At 33.8% G+C, this 23,220-nt stretch carries 22 protein-coding genes, 1 pseudogene and 1 riboswitch; of the genes and pseudogenes, 16 read left to right on the top strand and 7 right to left on the bottom strand.

All coding sequences use genetic code 11. The features are described 5' to 3' along the window. Positions 1–326 precede the first annotated feature (326 nt). A complete protein-coding gene (locus tag AC0C45_RS29270; protein ID WP_075422616.1) occupies positions 327–893 on the bottom strand; it encodes a hypothetical protein in 567 nt (188 codons plus the stop codon). Between the two features lie 465 nt (positions 894–1,358). Here AC0C45_RS29270 and AC0C45_RS29265 point away from each other — a divergent pair, with 465 nt between their 5' ends. The 9 genes from AC0C45_RS29265 to AC0C45_RS29225 all read left to right on the top strand — a co-directional run bounded on the left by AC0C45_RS29265 (position 1,359) and on the right by AC0C45_RS29225 (position 7,473). After that, positions 1,359–1,487 (top strand): hypothetical protein, encoded by a 129-nt coding sequence (locus AC0C45_RS29265; RefSeq protein WP_257064549.1) that lies wholly within the window; start codon positions 1,359–1,361, stop codon positions 1,485–1,487. A 480-nt stretch (positions 1,488–1,967) separates the two neighbouring features. Then, a complete protein-coding gene (locus tag AC0C45_RS29260; RefSeq protein ID WP_237894351.1) occupies positions 1,968–2,333 on the top strand; it encodes a hypothetical protein in 366 nt (121 codons plus the stop codon). 10 nt (positions 2,334–2,343) lie between these two features. Continuing rightward, positions 2,344–3,231, top strand: coding sequence for a hypothetical protein (locus tag AC0C45_RS29255; RefSeq protein ID WP_237894352.1), 888 nt, complete (start codon positions 2,344–2,346; stop codon positions 3,229–3,231). 183 nt (positions 3,232–3,414) lie between these two features. Then, positions 3,415–3,633, top strand: coding sequence for a YetF domain-containing protein (locus tag AC0C45_RS29250; protein WP_372588406.1), 219 nt, complete (start codon positions 3,415–3,417; stop codon positions 3,631–3,633). A gap of 473 nt (positions 3,634–4,106) precedes the next feature. Further along, on the top strand, positions 4,107–4,292 hold the full coding sequence (locus AC0C45_RS29245) for a hypothetical protein (protein WP_237894353.1): 186 nt from the start codon (positions 4,107–4,109) through the stop codon (positions 4,290–4,292). A gap of 283 nt (positions 4,293–4,575) precedes the next feature. Continuing rightward, positions 4,576–5,298, top strand: a complete 723-nt coding sequence (locus AC0C45_RS29240) for a DUF421 domain-containing protein (RefSeq protein ID WP_237894354.1) — start codon at positions 4,576–4,578, stop codon at positions 5,296–5,298. 125 nt (positions 5,299–5,423) lie between these two features. After that, complete coding sequence (locus tag AC0C45_RS29235) at positions 5,424–5,630, top strand: YetF domain-containing protein (RefSeq protein ID WP_306437931.1); 207 nt, start codon at positions 5,424–5,426, stop codon at positions 5,628–5,630. Between the two features lie 260 nt (positions 5,631–5,890). Then, positions 5,891–6,502 carry a DUF421 domain-containing protein gene (locus AC0C45_RS29230; protein ID WP_237894307.1) on the top strand — a complete coding sequence of 204 codons (612 nt, stop codon included), beginning with the start codon at positions 5,891–5,893 and terminating at the stop codon, positions 6,500–6,502. Between the two features lie 623 nt (positions 6,503–7,125). Next, positions 7,126–7,473: a hypothetical protein gene (locus tag AC0C45_RS29225; protein ID WP_237894308.1), complete on the top strand. Its 348-nt coding sequence runs from the start codon at positions 7,126–7,128 to the stop codon at positions 7,471–7,473. A 372-nt stretch (positions 7,474–7,845) separates the two neighbouring features. Here AC0C45_RS29225 and AC0C45_RS29220 read toward each other — a convergent pair whose 3' ends face one another. From AC0C45_RS29220 to AC0C45_RS29195, 6 genes and pseudogenes are all read right to left on the bottom strand, one after another. Beyond that, positions 7,846–8,607: an ABC transporter ATP-binding protein gene (locus AC0C45_RS29220; RefSeq protein WP_237894309.1), complete on the bottom strand. Its 762-nt coding sequence runs from the start codon at positions 8,605–8,607 to the stop codon at positions 7,846–7,848. Between the two features lie 11 nt (positions 8,608–8,618). Further along, positions 8,619–9,377 (bottom strand): ABC transporter ATP-binding protein, encoded by a 759-nt coding sequence (locus tag AC0C45_RS29215; RefSeq protein ID WP_257064541.1) that lies wholly within the window; start codon positions 9,375–9,377, stop codon positions 8,619–8,621. Beyond that, positions 9,367–10,143, bottom strand: coding sequence for an ABC transporter permease subunit (locus AC0C45_RS29210; protein WP_237894311.1), 777 nt, complete (start codon positions 10,141–10,143; stop codon positions 9,367–9,369). The genes AC0C45_RS29215 and AC0C45_RS29210 overlap by 11 nt, the downstream gene beginning before the upstream one ends. Continuing rightward, positions 10,136–11,086, bottom strand: coding sequence for an ABC transporter permease (locus AC0C45_RS29205; RefSeq protein ID WP_237894312.1), 951 nt, complete (start codon positions 11,084–11,086; stop codon positions 10,136–10,138). The genes AC0C45_RS29210 and AC0C45_RS29205 overlap by 8 nt, the downstream gene beginning before the upstream one ends. 64 nt (positions 11,087–11,150) lie before the next feature. Next, positions 11,151–12,749: a nickel ABC transporter substrate-binding protein gene (gene nikA, locus AC0C45_RS29200; RefSeq protein WP_237894313.1), complete on the bottom strand. Its 1,599-nt coding sequence runs from the start codon at positions 12,747–12,749 to the stop codon at positions 11,151–11,153. A gap of 72 nt (positions 12,750–12,821) precedes the next feature. Then, positions 12,822–12,950, bottom strand: a pseudogene (locus AC0C45_RS29195) (HoxN/HupN/NixA family nickel/cobalt transporter); the annotation flags it as partial. 166 nt (positions 12,951–13,116) lie between these two features. Next, positions 13,117–13,305: riboswitch (cobalamin riboswitch) on the bottom strand. Positions 13,306–13,730: 425 nt separating this feature from the next. Between AC0C45_RS29195 and AC0C45_RS29190 the strand changes: the two are divergent. The 7 genes from AC0C45_RS29190 (at position 13,731) to AC0C45_RS29160 (ending at position 22,693) form a co-directional block, all read left to right on the top strand. Then, a complete protein-coding gene (locus AC0C45_RS29190; protein ID WP_257064560.1) occupies positions 13,731–13,868 on the top strand; it encodes an aspartyl-phosphate phosphatase Spo0E family protein in 138 nt (45 codons plus the stop codon). 664 nt (positions 13,869–14,532) lie between these two features. Continuing rightward, positions 14,533–15,045 (top strand): HTH domain-containing protein, encoded by a 513-nt coding sequence (locus AC0C45_RS29185; RefSeq protein ID WP_472929278.1) that lies wholly within the window; start codon positions 14,533–14,535, stop codon positions 15,043–15,045. Between the two features lie 204 nt (positions 15,046–15,249). Continuing rightward, positions 15,250–16,406, top strand: a protein-coding gene (locus AC0C45_RS29180; protein ID WP_472929277.1) for an IS3 family transposase whose coding sequence is annotated in 2 segments (ribosomal slippage) — positions 15,250–15,520 and positions 15,520–16,406 — 1,158 coding nt in all. Because the reading frame shifts where the segments join, the coding sequence is not laid out codon by codon here. Positions 16,407–18,945: 2,539 nt separating this feature from the next. Beyond that, positions 18,946–19,317, top strand: a complete 372-nt coding sequence (locus AC0C45_RS29175) for a reverse transcriptase N-terminal domain-containing protein (RefSeq protein ID WP_257064538.1) — start codon at positions 18,946–18,948, stop codon at positions 19,315–19,317. A gap of 85 nt (positions 19,318–19,402) precedes the next feature. Next, on the top strand, positions 19,403–20,470 hold the full coding sequence (locus AC0C45_RS29170; protein WP_472929276.1) for a sulfite oxidase: 1,068 nt from the start codon (positions 19,403–19,405) through the stop codon (positions 20,468–20,470). Between the two features lie 649 nt (positions 20,471–21,119). After that, positions 21,120–22,079: a magnesium/cobalt transporter CorA gene (gene corA, locus AC0C45_RS29165; RefSeq protein ID WP_257064537.1), complete on the top strand. Its 960-nt coding sequence runs from the start codon at positions 21,120–21,122 to the stop codon at positions 22,077–22,079. A 272-nt stretch (positions 22,080–22,351) separates the two neighbouring features. Continuing rightward, positions 22,352–22,693 (top strand): GtrA family protein, encoded by a 342-nt coding sequence (locus tag AC0C45_RS29160; protein WP_237894355.1) that lies wholly within the window; start codon positions 22,352–22,354, stop codon positions 22,691–22,693. The last annotated feature ends 527 nt before the right edge of the window (positions 22,694–23,220 follow it).

Below are 23,220 nucleotides of genomic sequence, written 5' to 3'. Positions count from 1 at the left end.
TTGATGAACTAAGCCCTTGAAATAGATGTCAATTTCGTATAAAATAAAAACATAAGTTTTATTTTATAGAAAAACTAACTCTATTAACAAGAGACTTCGACAAGTGTTTTCCCTACCGTGATTAGGGGGAACGGTTTAAGTGTGTTGGTCGCACTACTTAAACAGTTGAAGTCTTTTTTCTATTCCGGACATTTTTGTTAGTTTTATTATAGCGTTAATTAATCTCATAATTCAATAAAAATTAGTAATATATCTCAAAAGAATTCTTTTGAACTGTTTTTCCTTAATAATAAAAAGCTTCTACTAGGGACAGTAGAAGCTTTTTACTATTTACCCATTAGTTTTTCCCACCATGTTTTTTTCTTTTCTAACTCTGCACTAGCAGAAGCTTCTTCAATCATTCTTTTACTTTCTGATAATCCTTTTCTCAATTCTCCAATCAACTCAGCATCTTTTCTGTTTATCATTTGCTTTAATTCTTGGTTGGTTTGGCTAACTTTCTGTAACTCTTCTACTAACTTTTGATTAAATTGCATTTGCTGTGTCATCTGTTGTTCTTGTTGTTGTAACATCTTTCTTATTTCACTCAACTCATCGTTTATAGAGATAGAACCTTTCTCTTCTTGATTTTTGACTGTAATAGTTATAGGAAGCCCATCACTTGCCAAATTATCGTTTACATCTTCTTTTAATAATCCCTCACTATAAAGTTCACGGATTTTCTTTAATAGATCTAGTGACTCAATACTTATTTTATAGCGTCTACCTTCTTTTTTGAAATTCAGAAACTGTTCATGATTAATTAGATATCTTTTTAATGTTTCAGGAGGGATATTGGTATATTCAGATGCTTCTGGTACACCAACGAAATTTGCACTTTCAGAATTATTCATTTAATCCACCACCGTTTATTAGTATTTTATGTATATTCACTCAGTTCACAGTCATTCACATGTGAAATCAAAAGAAGTTCACCCGATTCACAGTCATTCATTTGCTTTATTTTCTTATATTCACTCAATTCACGGTTATTTACCTATGAGGTTTGCAGCTATTCACCCGATTCACAGTCATCTGTTTATTTAATTCTATATGATTTCGGCGAAAAATCAACAAATCCTGTTTTGGGTTTGTGTATATAGTTTATTTTATGAAGTGTTATGGCACTAGTTTAACTTAAGTTACACTTGGGTGAATACTGGTGTGTTTTATGGTGAACACATGGTGAACTTGTGTGGGTTTTAGTTAAACTTGTCTTTGGGGAGTTTAAAAAACGAATTTTAAGTTCGACTAAAGATGAACTTGTGTTTTGTTGTAATACCAATCCTTGTTTTGTAGAAATAGGAGGGATAGTTAAAATGATTGATGCAGGCGAAATGTTGATTGTAAAACACGATATATATTTGGTAGTGGGCGCTCTCAATCTAATATTAATGCAGGATGTTTTGATTGTTCAAGTTTTGTCAGATAGGCATTCAAGCAAGTAGGAGTGAATGTTGTTCCACTGTCAGGAGTAACAACCGATACACTCAAGACTCAAGGGCAAGAAATAAACCCAAAAGACATGAAGGCTTGAGATGAAGCTTTTTCAATACCTATAAAATAGACGGCGGCATTGGGATATATGTTGGAGATAATCAGTTTTTAGAATGCTAAGGGAAAATAGGTGTAGCCATCGCAAGTATAGCAAAAGGAACATATTTTGGTGAATGATTTAATGGAAAAGTAAAACGATTTTAAAAGAAGAAAAAGGCAATAAAAATAAGGCAGCACTACTATTTGGAGCCCTTTCCATTGTGATGGCAGGCATAACTATTTTCAACATTTACTTGAATGACAATATGTCTAATACAACAGCTTCGAAACAAATCTAAGTCACAAATGACAGATTTTTAAAAAATAAAGAGTTGAAAAAACAATTAATTAAGGTTCATCCCTTTGCCCAAGAACAATAAAAACGAGATTACTTGAATACGGTTAATCAATTCATTGAAGTTTCTTACCATTGTGAAAAAGAAGGATTTGAGAAACGGAAAAAGATTGCAAAATCCATCATGGGCAAAGAACTTTATGAGCAATTTTATCCTTCTGAAAAGTTCGTATATGGAGATAGTTACACTTCCATTCCAAACGATGTACAGCTTTATGTACAACAATATGATGGAGGGCAAGAAGAGGTCGAAGTGATTGCTGAATTTACGAATCATCTTGTCATAAAAGATGAGAATGTCGACGATCAAACGCATGACATTATTAAAGTTTCTCTACGAAAAGAAGAGAATAAATGGGTGGTTTATAGTATTGAAGAATTGAAAACAGAAATCATGAAATGAGGTGGAGTAGATGGCATTTAAGAAGCAATTTGAAGATTATCGATTTAATTTAAATCGCAATCGGTCATGGAAGTATACAGCAATGTTGATCTTTTTCTTTATCGGTTTTTTATCCTTACTGACATCAAAATTCTATTTAAAAACAGAAGATCCTTTGTATCATACCAAAACCTATGAGGCAGTTTCTTCTAACATAACAGGAACCGTAACCATTGAGAATCGTGTGTATCATCCGGCTAATGGCTCACTGGATATGGTCATCAAAATGGATCAAACAGATGAAGAAGAAGTAAGCTTTGTTGCACAAGAAAAAGCGGATCCAAACATCAAATTACCTGTTCAGTTATTGTATGAAGATGATGGCTATTATGTGGTAAGAATCAGCGATCTATCTCCAAATTGGGAAGCACTTGCCTTTGATCTATATCAAGAAAATGAAGAAAAAGAAACGATAAACGTGGATGATGTAACGAGTGATTCAGAAACAGATTCAACAGAGGAAATAGATGCTCATGCGTTAATTACAACGCTCTATTCTGACCAACGAAAAACGAAAAGTGAAGAAGGAAAAGGAACAAAAGCCAAACAAGAATATGCGCTTTTAGTTAATGAGTTAGAAAAAGATTTTGTCAAAAAGAAAATGAAAAACTATGAAAAAGCAATCACAGTAGAAGCCAAACATAAGCGCCAAACGCAACAAGAAATGAACGAATTACAACGTGATATGAAGTACCAAGTGAATGAGGAAAAAGCCGATACTGAATCAAAAATTGCGATGAAAAAGGATGCCATTCAGTCGAGTGATGAAAGCATTCAGCTCTATGAAGATGAACAAAAAAGTTTACAAGAAAAGCTCCAAAAGTTGAATGAAAAGCAACAGGATTTAGCCATGAAGTGAAAAAACACATGTCAACAGTAGGTCAACATGTGTTTTTTTGAGGTTCACAGTAGGTTCACATCATTAGTTTTTTATGTTCACAGTAGGTTCACATAGAGGAGTTTAGGTCAACAGCAGGTTCACACTTTAGAGGTTTTCGTGATATCACGGTTTTGCTAGGCTCTGCCTAGCCTATCACACCCTGTGATAGCAAAAACCCCTTATGCTCTTATTGTAGAAGGTACCATAGAGAAGAAGACTCTTTCTGAATTAAAATTAACTCAAAAGTGGCTTTTTCAAGAATTACAGAAAAAAGGTCTAAATCTGGCGGATATTTTTTTTGCATCAGTTAATGCGAATCATGAATTACATGTATCATTAAGACACAGCAATAAAAAGCTTAAGCCAGAGATAAAACATTAGTTTTGACTATTTCTATTTTAAATCGAAAGCCTAATTGGTTATTTTTCTAATTATATAATGAGTTGAAAATTTAATTTAAAGAGAATTTGCCCGTAATAAAATGAATGTCTTTTCTGAAGGAGGAGGAATCCTCCTCCTTCAGAAAATGGTGTAAATTGTACATTACTTCACAAATAACGAATCTATTTTGATTTATCTTTTTTAAAAAATAGAATTTGTCTATTTAAAATAATATATGGATTTATAAGGTGTTTTTAATCAAGCTTTATTTTAAAACTACACGAACGCCTCTTTCCTTGATTGTATGCTTGATATTGACACATCTTTCATTTCAGCCATCTTCTACATTCTAATGAATAGCAATAGGCTAATCTTATTTCTCCATTCTTGGAAGAATCTAAATAAAATAAAAAAGAGAAAAACACAGAAGATAGGAGGGAGATTTAAAAACACGATAAGGAAGGAGATGAGAAATGATGAAAAACAATATTCAAATACTACCTATCGTCGCTTCTATTGGCATAGGAGCTGCTGCGTATAGCATGATGACAGGACGTGGTGGCCAACTTCAGAATATGATGCCCCAACTAGCTAACATGAACAATCAAGGAAGTAATCAAATGATGAATCAACAAACTGACCAACAACAAAATCAATAGCTCTTCCTCTTTCACTGATGAAAGAAAATAAAAAGCTCCTACTCATTATGTAGGAGTTTTTCGTAGTCACTTCACTTATTCGTTTTAAGAATTGATATGTGATAGTAAATCATATACTTCTATTCGTCATAACACTCTATCTTCAAAATGAATATTACTTTATATGCGAGGAAAAATAATCAAGAGGTAACACAGTATTACCACTTACTACGAAATCATTGTAATAGAAAGGAAGACTGTATTCAATATTTTTGAGAATTTATAGCGAAAGAAGTTGAAAACGATGGACTTAGTAAAAGAGCTAGTAATTGTCTTAGGCAGAATTGTTACGATTATGCCTCTACTTCTTATTATTACATTGGTAATGGGAAGAAGATCTATAGGAGAGCTACCCGTATTTGATTTTCTTGTGATTCTTATTTTAGGGGCAGTGGTAGGAGCTGATATTGCAGACCCTAATATTGAACACATACATACTGCAGTAGCCCTTGTTTTAATTGGAGGATTACAAATGCTCATCGCTAAATGGGCCATTACCCATCGAAAGTTTGGTAGGCTCATTACCTTTGAACCTACAATTGTTATTAAGGATGGCCAGCTATTACGGGACAATATGAAAAGAATACGCTACTCCCTGGATAATATCTTACAGATGCTAAGAGAAAATGATATTTTTGATGCGAGTGACGTCCAACTAGGAATTGTTGAATCTAATGGTAAATTAACCGTTTATAAAAAGCCAACTAAAGGGAACGTTACAGTTGAAGATTTGGGTATTAAAAAAACAAGTGAAGGTATTTCTTACCCAGTAATTATTGAGGGTAAAATCTACTCCACCGTTCTTAAAGATTTGAATCTCAATAGCACCTGGTTGAAAAACGAGTTGTCTAAACAAGATATTTCAAATATTGAACAAGTGTTTTATGCGTCGGTTAGTAAAGATAGAAAACTCCATATCTCACTCTATAAACAAAGTTCCTCTGTAAAACCTGAAATTCTGCATTGAGAATGCTTTTACACACAGTCTTGATTACTGATGATATAAAGGAGCAATCATAGAAATATGAATGCTTTTGAAAGAGCTCCTAACCACATACAATGTTAAGTGCCCTTTGACTCTTTAAAAATAGGATGAATATTAGGAAATTACAACCTCTACTTCGACAAAGCGAAACATTTTCTATTCGAGAAGTTGCTTTTTGTTATTTAGAAGCTAATGGTTCAATTAGTATTCTAAAAAAAACAAAGTACCAAAAAACAACTCAAGAAGACTTTAATTTGCCTATAACGCCTATTTATGTTCCTTTCACCCTTATACGAGAGGGTAAAGTATTATGAGATAAACTGAACGATCTAGAGTTCAATCATTCTTGATTGAAGACAAAATTAGAAACCCAGGAGATTTTTGATTATCATTCTATTTTCTTAGCTAAGTGGATAGAAAACGATGGCCTTTTTATACAAACATATTAACTGCCTCTTTTGATATTAAAGCGTGATTTTATTTTTGAATCCTTTGCTTATTACCCTAAAAGTATAAAATAGCCTTTAAAAGCTTATTCTAAAACGATTACTATTTATGAGGAAAGGGTGATAATATGAACTTTATATGGCAATCAGTTGTTCTTATTCTGTCCGGAATATTGTTGTTAAGAATAGCTGGGAGAAAATCCATTGCGCAAATGACATTAGCACAAACCGTTGTGATGATTTCATTAGGCACTATTATTATCCAACCAATTGTTGAAAAGAGTATGGTAAAAGCGATTGGAGGAGCAGCTATATTTGTTCTGGCAATTGTAGTTTTAGAATATTTACAATTGAAATCTAATGCATTTGAGAAATTCCTTACAGGAAAATCTAAAATCGTTATAAAAAATGGACAATTGGAAACTAAACAACTTCAAAAACTACGTTTAACGGTCGATCAGTTAGAAATGAGATTACGTAACCAGGGTATCTCGAACATTCAGGATGTCAAAACAGCGACGATGGAACCAAATGGACAACTAGGATATGAACTGCAAGAAGATGCAAAGCCTTTGACTGTAGGAGATTTTAAGCATTTAATGCAGTTATATATGCCGGCTGTTTCTCAACCAAATACTTCTTCAACTAATGAAAAGAATCAGCCATCATCTAATAGCTCTTCCGATATTTTTCAAGAAATTAATCAGAATCATAAACAAAATCCTAAATACCTTCAGTAACGCTCTAAAGTTTGAGAGAATGTGCACATATAATAAACACATTAAATTTTTTAATTGATCCAATCATTTTGTTTATGGTTCTCAATTTTTTCTATCTACCCTAATTTTCATCAATAAAATTATAAATTTGAGTAAAATAATCGAGATGTATCCAAAGTAACTAAAAAGCCCAGAAAAGCTACTGATCCCTGTTCAGTAGCTTTTCTGAGCTTGCATATTTTCAATCTATATCATCAATCTAAAGGAACCAATTAGAAAAAATCCCTTATTCAGCTCCAAGGGAGTTCATGAAGGTCTCTATTATTGGGTTATGCAGCTTTTACATATATGCTCAAGGTTAACCTATATTGCATTATGTATAAATTTATTATACAATTATTCAGACTTTTTTTATGAATTGAAGCTTATAAATTCCCTAAAAGCTATCCGTCCTGAAACGATGGGATAGCTTTCTTTTTTTATTAATGATAATAATTAATTTATATCTTTAAATCTACTTCAATATGTTATTTGATCCTGTTTCAACTAAGATAAGATTTCTTCTAATAAAGTTGTTTAATAAAAGCCTCATGGGGAACAACACTACAAAATATGTTGCATAATCCAAAAAATGGAGGGTTATTATGATATTTCATGCTAATGTTTGGGACCTAGAAGTTAAGAACCAAAATGAGTGGACAAAAATAACTGATATTCATGGTGATGATGTTAGTGTAAATAGCGAAAAAAGTTATATTGATTTTTTGACAGAAAATATGAATTTTTCAGCATTAACAAATGGGGAGAAAATTAGACTAAAAACGTTACAAGTGGAAGCAGACTCAATAGATGATATTAAAAAAAATGGAATACCGACTGGCTTCTATGCTGTAGAAATTAATAAATGGACAGAACAAGGGAGTAGAATTATTGCTTCTGGAGAGGACTGTGTAACGTTTAAAATTCTTCCTATAGGCGAAGAGATACACTAGGTAAAACAATAGTTTACAGTTGTAAAATAGGTGTTACAAATGCACACTGATATGCTCTCAATTAAGTAGACAGAGTAAATAAAAAATCTGTTGGCTTAATTAGGAGCATATCAAGGAGAGAAATGCAGCTTCGTTTTAATTGCCTTTTAACTCATAGTTATATACATTAGTTAAATTAACAAAGCTCCTATAGGAATATGTAATGACAACAGGTGTGCCAACTTGAACTTTGTCATAAAGCTTTTCAACCTTTATTAAATTTAATCCTCTAGAAACTAAATATATGGGTGCACTTTTTATTCATATGCAACATAACAAAAGTATTTTTTAAACACCTTATATATGATACTAGCTACATCATAAGTCGATTTTTTAACGCATAGATGGATGGCTAGGTAACACAGCTTGAAACAGTTGTTTAGCCAACGAATGGCTAGGTTCTTGATATTTAGATAACTGATCAATAACCTCACCCTCATTCATTATGAGAATACGTGAAGCTACAAAACGAGCCACTTGTATATCGTGTGTAATAAATAATAAACTCACTCCTTGTGTCTGCTGTAAATGTTGAAGAAGTTGTAATATTTTTTTTTGTAATACCATATCTAAGTTACTTGTTACTTCATCTAATATAAGTATTGATGGTTCAGTGGCTATGGCTCTAGCTATGGCAAGACGCTGTTGTTGGCCGCCACTTAATCCTCCTGGATAACGTTGAAGTAAAGAGGGCTCTAAACCAACGATATCTAATAAATGAAGTAATTTACTTTTATTAAAAGGTAAATCAAAATTTCTTAGTGGTTCTTTTAAAACATCTTCAACTTTTTGCAATGGATCAAGGGAAGCATAACTATTTTGAAAAACTCCTTGAATTTCTTTACGTATTTGTTTGTAATATGACTTTGTTAATGTCTTTCCTCTAAATATCATTTCACCAGATGTTGCAGGTTCGATACCTAGTACAATGTTTGCTAACGTACTTTTACCAGAGCCACTTTTACCAACAATTGCAATACACTCACCAGGAGCTAATGAAAATGTGATATTTTTCAATATAGGATGCACATTTTTTTTAAACCATCTTTGTTTTGTATATGTTTTGTTAATTGCTGTTACGTCCAATATATTCATCACTTTTCCTCCTACAATCGTGCTTCAAGTAGCTGTTTCGTATATGTATGTTTAGGAGAATCAAAACAAGTATATACATCGGCATATTCAACAATTTGGCCATTCTGAATGACTGCAACATCATCTGCTAATGCTGCGATTACCCCAAGATCATGTGTAATTAAAAGCATTGTTAGCTGTTCCTGACTCTGTAGTGTCTTTAACAGTGTTACAATATTATGCTGGGTTACCATATCTAAAGCAGTTGTTGGTTCATCTGCGATGATTAGTTGAGGTTTTGAAATAAGTGCTAATGCTATCATGATACGTTGTAACATACCACCACTTAACTCAAAAGGATATGATTTTAAAATACGATGCGTGTCGTACAATTGCACTTTCTCAAGATATTGCTCAGCAATTTGGCGCATTTGAGTAGGTTTCATTTTATACTGAGCCTTTATTGTTTCGAAAAAGTGCCCTTCAATAGTTTGAATTGCATCAAAAGCCATCATTGGATTTTGAAGAATGCTAGTAATTTCTTTACCAATATAGGTACTTTCTTTTGTTAATGGATATTGATTGAACAAAATATTGCCATCCGTTTGTTGAAAAGAGGGTAGAAGTTGTTGCATAACAGCACGACAAAGTGTTGATTTACCACTACCACTTTCCCCAATAATACCGAGAATTCTTCCTTTTTTTGCTTGCAAGCAAATATTTTTTAGAACCTTTTGTTGACCTATATTGATACATAAATTTTCAATGTTTAATAAAATGTCAGTTTGCATGTTTTTTAACACCTACCTGATGCAATAATAGTACTATCAGGAACGTTGATATTCCTGGATAGATAATAATTGCTGGATATTGCCTCATATATTGTTTACCTTCATCAATCATCATGCCCCATTCAGGTATAGGTGCTTGTACACCCAATCCTATAAAGGAAAAACCCGCAATTTCCAAAATAACTTTCCCTAAATCTAAGGATAATAATGTATAAAGAGTGGGTAATACATGGGGGATAAAATGTGTTTTTAATAGTTTTATCCCAGTTGCGCCACTAACACGTGCTGCTTTTATATAGTTCATCTCATTTAAACTAATCATAGCATTATGGAAGACACGTGAATAATAAATTGTTTGTGCAAAAATAAGGGCGATCACTACATTTTTTAAGCCTGGACCAAACACACTGATTAATGCAAAGGCAAGAATAATGGTAGGGAAAGAAAGTAGAATATCCCATAAACGTATAAATATCCTTTTAGTAATACCTTGCCTAAATGTAACAATTGTAGCAATGGCTAATGAAAAACCACTTGAAATGAGCTGAATAATGAGTGCTGAACCAACAGAGTAACGCATTCCAATTAGTATTCTTGAAAGGATACAACGACCTAAATGATCTGTACCTAAAGGATATTGCCACGATGGATCAAAAAAGCGTTTGGTTGTATCAATTAAATATGGATCATTTGGGACAATCCATGGCGCAAAAAGGCCAATGATACCTACAAGACTAAGCAATAAAAGGCATATTTTTTTAATCATATGAGTTCTCCTTTATACGTGGATCAAGAAGTCTCTGTACAATATCAGTGCATAGATTAATACAAACATATAATACAGCAACGATTAGTACATAACTTTGTATGACTGGATAATCACGATTGATAACAGATTCAATTAAGTATCTGCCCACCCCAGGCCAACTAAATACTTGTTCGACTACAATCGCACCAGCCATTAAATTACCAAGTGTTAAGCCAAATAACGACAGTAATGGAGTTAATGTATGCTTGAGAACGTGTTTAGTTATAATAACTCTCTTAGAAATACCCCTTTGATATGCATAATCTATATAAGGTTTCGTCAACTCCTGTGTCATGGCTGTGTGTATAGTTTGTGTAAATATGCCGATAATCGGTATAGCTAAAGTGCAAGTAGGCAAGATTAAATGCATCAAAGAACCTGTACCATTTGTAGGTAATAGATTAAGTTGAACACTAAAAATATAAATCAGCATAAATCCTAACCAAAAGGTTGGGAGCGATACTGTGATAGTTGATAGTATTCCTATGAATTTATTAATAACTGAATAAGGGTAAAGGGCACTAATAATTCCTGTGGGGACACTAATAGTAAGAGCAAGAAAAAAAGAGCTAATAGCTAACAATGCTGTCGCAGGAAATTTATTCAATAGCTCTTCGGCAACAGGTAATTTACTAACAAAGGATGTGCCAAACTGTAAGCTTAAAACATCTTTTAACCACAGCCAATATTGTTCAAAAAGTGGTAAATTTAGCCCCATTTCTTTCTCTAACGAGCGTATGGATTCTGTAGTAGGTGTAACACCGGATAATCGTAAAATTACTTCAGCCGGCTCTATAGGCACGATACGCATTAAGAAGAAGGTAAGTAATGATACACCTAAAAGAATAATTGGTAGAGATGCTAACCGTTTTAAACAAAATAGCCATAAAGTTTTTTTCATATATGTACACCTCGATTTAGACTAAAAGAAACCGATGAAACAGATTTCATCGGTCTTTTTACATTTATTTCTTGAAGTCCATAATAGTATATGGAATATCATATTCAGAAGCGCGCGGTATGAATTTCTGCAATGACTTCTGATAAATTACATTGTTAGTTTCATATGAAATCGGATAGAATAACGCCTTATCATGCATAGTTGTTAAAACCTCTTTATATAATTGCGAACGTTTTTTTTCGTCTGTACTAACAAGTACTTGCTGGATTTTTTTATCTAAATCTTTTGCCTCTGCTAATCCTAGTTTTGCTTCATAAACTCCACTTGCGTTTGGAGTTGCTGATTCATTGATAAAATTATGTGGATCAGTTGGTGGGCCGTTTGTTCGCCAAAAGTTAATGTCGGTTTCATCATTCATTAACTGATGTAAACCCACCATTACATCTGTTCCTTTAATATTTAATTTGATGCCCACTTTTGCTAGTTCACCTTGGATCATTTCAGCCATTGGCTTTTGAATGGCATCTGTAGCAATATAGGTTAAATCTAATTCTAGTTTCTGCCCATCTTTTGTACGAATAGTTTGCCCATTCTCTAATTTCCAACCAGCTTCATTTAATAGAGATTTGGCTTTTTCGGGATTGAATTTTAATGCTTTTAAATCAATATCAGCGTAGGGGATGGCATCCCAAAACAAAGTATCTGCTACTTTTTCTGTACCATGTGTCACGGTACTTACTAATGATTGCTTATTAATTGCATAATGAATGGCTTGGCGTACCTTCAACTGCTTTAATGGTCCTGATTGAGTATTAAATAGTAATGCTTTTGTGGACAACGGTTCTGAAATAGCTGTCTCGTAATTACCACTATCTTTTAAATACGTGTAATTATCTAAACTAACAATGCCTCGACCATAGATTAAATCTAACTCTTGATTTTCAAACGCTAGAGCAATTGATTCTGAATCAGGAATAATTTTTATTTTTACTTCATCAACCTTTGGTTTTTCACCCCAATAGTTATTGTTGCGTTTGAAAATAGCATATTTATCTTTTTTGTACTCTTTTAGAACCCATGGGCCTGTTCCAACAGCTGTCTTAATGCCTTTTGAGGTTGCATCATTCTCAGGGAATCCTGCATCCCCTAGGAATCGAAATGGCCTAACAAATGCTAGTTCATTCAGAACAGGATAATATGGTTCATCTAGCTTTAAAGCAACTGTATAATCATCTACTTTTTTGACATATTCAATATGTTTAACCATTCCCATCCATGAATGGGCTTCTCGATTTTCTAGAATGGCATTAAAGTTACGAATGACATTGTCTGCATTAAAGGTGGAGCCATCAGAGTACTTTACACCCTCACGTAAGTAGAAAGTATACGTCGTTTGATCATCTGAAACCTTCCATTTTTCAGCGAGTTTAGGTGAAATGGTACCGTCATCATTATATTCAACCAGTGACTCATAAACCATTGCTTGAGCAGTCATCTGGTTAGGCAAATAGGTATGTGGATTTAGTGGGCCTATATCAAGTGGCCATCCAATTGATATTGTCTTTTTTCCAGATTGATCAGTACCTGTTTTTGTATCTTCTGAGCAGGCTGTCAATAAAGAAACTATGAGACAAACAAGTAACATGCATGATTTTTTTAGCATTATTGTACTCCTAAAATTTTCTTTTTTATTGCGATGGATTTAAAGATATATGACTCTTCTATAGGAATTACCCTATTGTACGGAATTACATGTACCAACCCATCGTGAGAAAGATCTTCTCATACGCCAATTATCTCTTGTCTGGTTATCGATAAATGCTAGGTGATCAGCATCTAACCCATGCCTCAATCCTAAAACAAAGACAAGTAATAAATTGAAAAATTCCCCACGTTAATTCCTCCTTTAAAGTGTATAAATAAAAAATCCCCCAACCTTGTTCGAATTGGGGGATATGTATAAAAGTAAACAGCATAAATGTAAGCCATAAATATTGCATACCTAATACACCAATCCCTTTCCTAGAAGAGTTAAGTGTACAGTTTAGGTAGGTATCCTGGCTCTAGATCATCATTATTTACCGCCTTCCCAAAAAAAGAAATTGAGTGACATAAGGTAAGAAACTCCCTAATTACAGTGGCTGGACCGCCCGAGATTTTCACTCGGTTCCCTGTTACCTCTTATCTAACATAAGAGCTCCTAATCTGTTGATATTTTTATTGAATTGTATGTTGATAAAGCTCTGAATAATTTTCAGAGCTTTTCGAAATAACAAAACATTGCTTGGATATTATAACACATATATCTAAGACATAAAGGATCTATATTAAAATTATAACAGCCGTTAATCAGACTTTAATGTTTTGAATTAGAATCAACTTTATCGTTCGTAAGATTATACTTTTATGAACTCCACTATTTTCAATTAGTTCATGAAACAATATATGTTTTAAGTATAAAAACTTAGCTATTTAAACCCTAAAACCCTCATTCTATGCTCTTAATCGACTATTACAGCAACAATTATTGTTATATGGTAAAAATCCAGTTAATGTTAAATGAAGACTTAACAACTTAGAGGGATAGGTGACTACATAATTGCAAAGGTATAGATATAACAGTACTTTAAGAAAGACTTTACTTGTGGATATAGAGGCAGCGAGAGAACGTATGATTAGGGTAGGAGTAGAAGAAGGCTTTACTAGCTATAATACAATTATAATCAGTCAATTAGTTGATCAATTATTGAATGAATTAGAAAAGATTACTTCAACTGATTAGTTTTTGTTCTTAATATAAAAAGAGGAAAAGCAACCTCATTCTCTAATGGCATTCGAGTGAAGTTGCTTTTCAAGGTAACTCTATAACTGTAGATAGATACTAACATATTTTTTACACATATGCTGTATTTTTCCTTAGGATCATATATATAAAACATGCGCTTTTTATACATTTTTTCTCGTTCGTCTCCTACTAAAGCGTTGGTATGTCAAGATGTATAAAAAGCTGCATAAAGTAGAAACAAGGACCTCATCAGAACCCTTTTCCCAATAGGGGTTCTCTTTTTGCGTGTGTTCCGGAAGAGGTATTATGTTAACTACATTTGTGTATGGTATACAGTCTAAAAACAGAAAACCACTGGTCCTCATCAGTGGTTTTTCTGTTGCATAATTAAATTTTGCTAATCGATGCTCGGTTACATCTTGAGTAGTTTGCTCAAATGTTTCAATAACTATGCAAGCTAAATATGTTCTGTATCTCTGATAATGAACAGAGCGCCCATTTATACATCACACAAAAGATGGTTTATAAATAAGTAAAACGTTCTCTTTCAGAGATTATTCTACGAAGAAAGATTATTGTTTTTTAAAGAAGTTATAACAGGAATTATCACGTTGCATTTGAATACTAGTTATATAATTTCAAGAAGAAAATGGGGACTAGTATGATGTTGGTAAAAGAGATACTAAATAAAATTATGGTGAAAAAAATCACCGTTAAAGAATTAGCTGATACGTATGATGTTAGTACTCGTACAATCCAATTAAAAATTAAGAAATTAGGTTATGAATGGGAGAGTAAGCAAAATATTTATCATTATGTCGGGGAAGATCCAGAACCTTTAGATCTTGATTTTAGTACACTTATCTCTAAAACAAATAAAATGCCAGCAGCACAAAAGCAAACGAACAGTGAAATAGCAGCTAGTGTTAGCAATTCGAATGAAAGTGAAAGTACTAGCGCTAGTGTTTCAAAAGCTAGTACGACTACTAGTAAAGTAGACGCCACTGATCTTTTGCTGCAGCATCCCAAGAAACGTTCCAAAAGGGTTTATCGAGGTTTTTACTTTGACGATGATGTTTTGAGTATCATTGATCGTGTCCCAAAGTGTTATAAATCTAAATTGATAAATGTAGCTTTAAGAAAAGTGCTTAAGGAAAAGGGGTTATTAGATTAAATAAAAGCACTCACCTTTCATTTAGGCGAGTGCTTTTATTTTTTAGATAGTTCTTTAACTAATGTTGTATACGATATACAGCCTGAAAACAGAAAAAACTACTGCTTGGAGGGACTGACCCCATAAAGTGAGACAAATAAAAAAACACCTTTAAGTAAAAAACGGGTATGTAGTACCTAACAATAACTTGGAGGTGTTTTTTCTATGGGAAAAAGAGTGAGCTATCCAGTAGAAGTGAAATTAAAAGCAATTGAAATGAGATTGGCAGGAATACCAATCAAAGAAGTTATGGAAACTTTACAGATCCGCAACTATACACAGCTCAAAACATGGATGAGGTGGCATAGAAATGGAGAATCCTATCGCCTGGCACAGCCCGTTGGGCAAACATACACTCCTCGAAAAGGAGCTCATTCTCAAGATACTCCATCAAAGTTAGAAGCTGAAAATCGATATTTAAAGCAACAGATTGAAGTCTTAAAAAAGTACAAAGAGTTGGAAAGGGAGTGGTACCAGAAGTTGTATTGAACTTAGTAGAAGAATTAAAAGAGAAACTGCCTATCTCTCAAATCTGTCAGTGTCTGGATATTCCTCGATCCACTTATTATCGTTGGCAGAAAAATGAGCAAGGAGAAGAAACAAAGGGAAAGAAATGGATAGAACGAAAAGTTGGTGAGCAGTGCCGTAAACATAAATTTCGATATGGCTATCGAAAAATTACAGCGTTACTCAATCAAACCATGCATATCAACCATAAAGTAGTGCAGCGTGTTATGCAGAAATACGGTTGGCAATGCCGAGTGAAAAGGAAAAAACGGAAACAAACAGGACAACCTTATCAGGTTGCAGAAAACGTGTTAAACCGTAATTTCCGAGCAGAGCCCCCTCTTCAAAAGCTGGTTACCGATATTACTTACTTGCCTTTTGGACCTAAACAGTTGTATCTTTCAAGTATTCAAGATTTATTTAATGGTGAAATCATTGCGTATTCAGTGAGTGATTGTCAAAACGTAGAGTTTGTTTTAGATACATTGCGTCAACTCCCTCTTTTACCTGAGGGATGTACGTTGCATAGCGACCAAGGTTCGGTTTACACATCATATGCGTATCAACGAAAAGTCAAAGAAAGAGGCATCATCATGAGTATGTCCCGCAAAGGGACACCTGCAGATAATGCCTCCATTGAATCGTTTCATTCCAGCCTAAAGTCTGAAACGTTTTACCTCGACGAGTTAACATGTACTACGACTGCCATCGTAGAGCAAACTGTCGAAAGCTACATTACTTATTATAACCATATCCGTATTCAAACGAAACTAAACAACCAGTCACCGGTACAATACCGACAACTGGCTGTTTAAAAGGTGTTTTGATCCCTGTCTCGAAATCAGGGGTCAGTCCCTGGATTCAGTAGTTTTTTCTAACATAAAAGGTATTACGACAGGTTGATACCTTACGGCGTCTTGTGTAGTTTGCTCAAGTTATCAATAACTTATGTATCAAAAAGAAAAAATCACAAAAGTACATCATAGTAACTATAAATGTATGAGCCATACAGTCGAAAAAAGGAATTATTGGTTATATTTAAAATTCTTTTCTATACGTGCGGGGTCATATCTATAAGTGTTATTAAGATCAGTGTAGATAGAAAATATTAAGATACTGACCAAGATAACACCACCAATTAAGAAGAATATAACTTTAAACAAGTTTTTCATTTTGTTATTGTTCCCTTTTATTAGTTTGTACATCTATATAAATTTATATACCCTATCCATCTTAAGAAAAAGCTACTGAACAGGGGGTCAGTCCCCAGGGATCAGTAGCTTTTTCTTGCAAATAGAGTAGTCGATGATTACTTGTATGATGCCTCACGGCTTCTTAAATAGTTTGTTCAAGTTATAAAAATTTATGTATAGAAAAGAGAAAAATCAACTGAACATATTCAGTTGGTTTTTCTCTTAACTTGCTCATAGTACACAATGAAGGACTGAAAATGAACATCTCTCCGTCTTTTCAATAGTGTACTCAATTGGAAGATAAATCATTCATATCCATTCTATGAAACATTTTTAAATAAGTATCTTTTGATTTTTCAGGGTTCACATAGTCAAAAATCGTAAGATAAGCAAAGTGAGCTTAACTAATCTTACGATTTTTATGATCTATATTTGATAAACAGATTAGTTTTCTTTTTACAAAGTACATTATAAAAAAGAAAAATGAAAATATGATGAAAGTATAATAAGTTATATAGCTTTAAATGAAATATCCAGTCTGAAAAAGCGAAAAATCACTGTTTCCGTCAATGATTTTTCTCGTTGTCAATATGCGCTATACATTTAGTTGTTTGATAGGGGCTTTGTTAATTTGATTATTTGATGTGTACCGAAAATACGTGATATGGTGCGACAAGAAGTCGCTTTTATATAGTGTGGCTTACACCACTGGTTTAGACAGAAAAACTATCCCCGTCTAAAATTGCGGGTCTGGTCACGGGCTCGTGGGTTGCATGCGGAAATGCGGAAACAGAGAGTCAGTGCACGACTCGGAACACTGCTAGGGGAAGATGAGTATGGTGAACATTAGTGAAGGTTTGTAAGCTTCGTAAGTGTTAGCTCAGGATAGTGCACAGCTTTGCCTGGGTATTGGCAAGAGGAAAAGCAGATTTATAAAGCTGCTGTGACGCGTCCCGTATCTTGCCCGGAGTAAAGACCCCACCTAACCTCGTCGTATCTATAAGATGCGGAACTTGATAAGCCCTTTGTCATCTGTGCAAACAGTAGGATGACTGCAAAGTCAAACGATGTGACAGAGGGTAAAGGATACGAGAGAAAGCGAATGCTATTATCTCGAAAGAGAACAGGAAAGCAGGAAACTGTATAACTGGATGGATACTGTCGTCCTTACGGACAAACTCATGATAGGCCTGAAAGAGAGCTGACTTCTCGTTGGTCTCTCGTAGGAACATAAGGTTGTGGCTATCTTCTGACGAAAGAAACGTACTGTTATGTATACCTCCATTTGGAGCGTCGGCGTACGTTTTACTTACCAATACGGTATGTGATGAAGATACGACAGCAAATGGACTTGCAATGGGAGGCTTGAGCCGTATGAGTTGAAAGGCTCACGTACGGTTCTTAGGGGAGTGTGCGACAAGAAAGCAGCTTTTCTCATAATGCCAGTGTCGTATATGCGATTGTCTAAGGTGTGATAGACATTCCCTACCAAAACGCCTTACGGAGTAATCGGTAAGGTGGTTGCATGAGGTTAAGTCTAACTTGGACGCCAGTGTCAAGCGAACGAGAGGCAAGGGAAAGATTGGTATGATTAACTAAAGTGAATCTTCATAAGCATCGTCAAAGAAAGCAACAGGTAGGCACAGTATGACTGTGGTTTAATAGGTCGGCTCCATATTCTACTCCTAAATATGGCTAACACATCCCATAAACCTATCGGTGTAGAGAAGGAATCTAAGCCAATCGTATCCGGCAGAAGTTGAACTTGGTAAATCCTAATAGGGTCCTCGCTTTGAGGTAAGCCTAGCGTAAGTGAAGCCCAATTCCCTATGAGGACAGAGGAATTTGGAGTAAGCGAATGCCATCAAACCGAAAGGTAACGGGAAGAGAATAACCGGATGGATAAGGTCGATGATCTAACCTGAAGGGTGCTGACTTCCAATAGGTATACAACATGGAAATAAAACGGAAAGCAATCTCTCAAAAGGCAGGTTTTTATGATGAACACTTCTGAAAAGAAGTCCACTCAATCTGACATTACTAATTGGGAATCAATCAATTGGCTATCAATTGGAAATTATGTAGAGAAGTTACAACAACGGATATACCATGCCGAATGTCTAAAGCAAAGTAGAAAGTTAGGGATTTACAAAGATTATTGATGAATAGTAAAGCTGCACTGCTTCTATCCATTAGAAGAGTTACTCAACTTAATAGAGGAAAACGCACATCCGGAGTAGACAAGTATAAAGCTCTCCTTCCAAGTGAAAGAATGTCACTGTATATGGAAATGAAGGAACAAAATATTAAGCTGCACAATCCTAAGCCTGCATATCGAACTTACATTCAAAAGAAAAATGGAAAACGTCGCCCATTGGATATACCGACGATAAGAGACAGAGTACGCCAAAACATTGTTAAATTGGCACTGGAACCGCAATGGGAAGCTAAATATTTATTAAACCATCTTCTACCTAAAGTTCAATTGTTTTTGTTGATAACTGATTACTTGATGCAAATTTCAGCATTTTAAAAAGGTTTATATGACTTTGAAATGAATAGTATATATATTAATCCTTTAAGTAACCTATTAAAATGGATGAGAAATGAGGTGTAGAATGGAAAAGGTAGAGAGTTCTACAGTAAGAGCTAATCTAATTACACGAAGTTTAATTCCAGAAAATAAAGAGACACCTATTCAATTTTTAAAAGAGGATAATGTAAGTGACAAACTGTTTTATAGACGTAATCATTTTTCTTATCCAAATTTTTTAACTTCCTTTTATTATTTACCAATTGAAGGGTTCGTTTATTCTTCTAAAACATTTTCGATGCAAGAAATTCTAACATTTCCGCCTAAAACATTAAAAGTTGTATTAGAATGTGCAGGGAATAAAAGAGACTTATTTAAACCTAAAGTATTTGGTGAACAATGGGAAAAAGGCGCTATCAGTCAAGGGATTTGGAAAGGTATTCCCTTGAGAACTTTACTGCAGTTTACTGGATTACATGCAGATGCAAAAGAAATTGTAGTGGAAGGTTATGATATTGGAGAAAGAACAGATTCCAATGAAATTGTTCATTTTTCTAGAAGTTTGCCTCTAGAAAAAGCTCTTGATCCCAATACCATTATAGCCTATGAGTACAATGGATATCCTATCCCTTTTAAGCATGGCTATCCTTTACGATTAATTGTTCCAGGTTGGTATGCCATGGCTTCTGTGAAATGGATTAAACGAATTAAGGTAATTGATAAACAATTCAAAGGCCCTTTCCAATCTGTTGATTACGTTTATTATCCTCATGAAGATAATGACAATGAAAGTTTTCCGGTTACAACTATAAATGTAAATTCAACTATCCAAAAACCTTTAGATATGCAAACATTAAATACAGGCATTCATGAAATAAAAGGTATTGCATGGACAGGAGTTGGGAAAATCACTAAAGTCGATATTAGTTTAGATAATGGTGCAACATGGAACGCATGCCAATTTACCTCATCTACTGAAAACCATGCATGGACTCATTGGTCATATATATGGGAAATAAAAGAACAAGGAGAATATACTATATTGATAAAAGCTACAGATTCTGAAGGGAATGTACAAACAGAGAATCCTATGTGGAATAGGAAAGGATATGGTTATAATGCCATTGAATGTATCAAAGTGAAAATTGAATAAATAGTATCAACAGTTAAAGCTCAGAGTATCACTCTGAGCTTTAACTGTTGATACTATCTTAATAAGTACAGATAGCAGTTGCTAATATGAAAATTTATCACCTGTTTCTCTTTTGATAAATTACTATACTCATATCAGTCTAAAAAAGAAGTTATAAGTATTTAACCTTAATATATTTTAATAAGATAATTTTAATTAAAAATACAAATTAAACTCACTATACATAATGAAGTAAATGAATAAACTCACTTATAAAAAATATACGATTAGAGTATTACTACATATTCTGCTTGTGGCTCTTTTTGACCCATATATTCTATATAAGAAACTTTCTGTCCTACTTTTAAAGAGTTGGCGTTATAAAAGTATTCTCTCACTTAAACGTGAGAAATAAGGAGCATTACTATGTCATTGACTACTACAGCTAATTTCTTTCATTTCTTAATACTGGATATCATCCTTAGTTTCCTCCTCCTTTGTTTTATTATTTTTATAGATAAATATTTTGGGGAAAATAAAGATACAAGTGAAGAAAAGAGAAGGAGGTATCAGAAAGATTTCATTGCCTTGTTAACAGTGGGGTTAATCGTTTATTTTATGTAACATACTATAAAATAGAGGATGATTAATCATATGGAGGAGCAGGATCATGATTCGAACAATCGCTATTACACAGGACTTACACGTCAAAGAAGATGTTCCCCTCGATTACTTATCTGACCCTTCAATTAAGTGGTTCTGGGTAGATCTTGCCTCTCCATCTGAAGAGGAAGCAAAAGTGTTAGAAACGTTTTTCCACTTTCACCCTTTAGCTATCGAAGATTGTCTTCATTTGTTACAACGGCCTAAACTTGATTATTATGAGGGTTACAGCTTCTTAGTTCTTCATTATTTGAATAGCAACACGTTAGATGTTGAAGAAGTAGACTTATTTATTGGAGAGAATTATATAGTGACCTTCCACTTTAAACCAGTACTCAGTATTGAAACAGTACGACAACGCCTTTTACAACATCCTAGTGGATTTAATAAAGGAGTGTCCTATATTGCTTATACGGTTCTGGACCAATTAGTGGATGATTACTTCCCAATTGTGTATGAAATTGAAGATAAATTAAATGAAATTGAAAGCAGAGATGCCAAAAAATCAATTCCTTTACTGATGAATGATGTTTTTGATATCCGAAGTGATTTATTAAAGCTGAGAAAGACCATTCTTCCTATGCGTGATTTGCTATATCGAATTATTAATTCTGAACGTTTACATATACCTTCAGAGCAGAAAGCCTATTTCAATGACATCTATGATCACTTAATAAAATTAACAAGCATGGTGGAAGCCAATCGAGATATGACATCAGATATGAGAGATAATTACCTTTCACTTAACGCCAATCGGATGAACTCTATTATGATGACATTAACCATTATCTCCTCTATTTTCATTCCCCTTACATTTGTCGTAGGTTTATATGGGATGAACTTTGATCATATGCCTGAACTTCACTGGGACTATGGGTATTATATTGTTTTAGGAATTATGGCTTTAATGACTATCGGTATGATTCTCTGGTTCAAACGAAAAGGCTGGTTTAAGGTCAATAAGTAGTAGGCTTTTCTCCTTTCTATACATAAGTTTTTTGTATGTTGAGTAAACTACTCAAGATGCCTGAAGGGCATCTTCCATTGCAAACTTGTATTAAGGAAGAAGGCTGCCCTCCCTGGCAGCTTTTTTTCTTGTTTATGTTCCAATAACTTCTTTTATTTATTATGAGATTATTATAGTGTCACTATACAATCCAAAGAAAGGAGGAACTATTCAACTTGAAAGTTGCTAATAAAGGGAGCATTCGCTACTTACACTACTTAAAATTTTGTATTGTGGGAGGATTAAATACAGCTATTGATTTTCTCGTTTTTTCTTTGTTATCTTACTTAGACGTATATTATATAATAGCTCAATGCATATCATATGGATGCGGTGTAGTAAACAGTTATCTTCTAAATAGAACATGGACGTTTCAACAACAAGGTAAAAGAAGCAAGTATGAATTTCCCAAGTTTACTGTGTTGAATTTGTTTACTTTAATTGTTACATCCTTCTTGTTAACTGTGTTCCATTATAGATTTAACATGTCACTTCCTTACAGCAAGATTTTAGTAACTGTTGTAAGCGTTGGATTAAACTATATAGGTACTAGATTTTGGGTTTTTAAACCATAAAAATAAATGATTAACGTATTCTAAATAGAGAATGTGAAATTCAGTAAAATAGTTACACTTTAATTTTTTCATTAACAGATAAGAACTACATTACATAACTAAACAAGCATGTCTTTGTAGAAATGCTTGTTTGTCTTAAATTGATGCAAATTCTTCATTTGAGTAATTTTTAAAAGTGTCTAATAAGTGCTAAAAAACCTAGAATGGAATTAAAAGTCTCTGGTATCAAAGTGTAATGTGAAAATAGAAAGTATCGTACCAGAGAGAAATTAACACAAAAAACAGTTATAAAAAAGAAAGAAGTGGATTGAATATATATAACCTATACACTATATTATAGAAAAGCTGATTTAGTTGAACTCTTCTTTAGTTAATAAACTTTCTTCTGCGAACGTTGACGCCCCTAATCTTTCTGTATATAAGTCAATATCCACCGCATAAGGGGGTCTCTTTTTTACTTCTATAAATATCTTCCCGATGTATTCTCCTACCATTCCAATACTTATTAATTGTATGGCACCTAACAG

The sequence above is a fragment of the Priestia sp. VA7 genome, from assembly GCF_055710015.1.
This window is presented reverse-complemented; position numbering and strand designations above follow the sequence as displayed.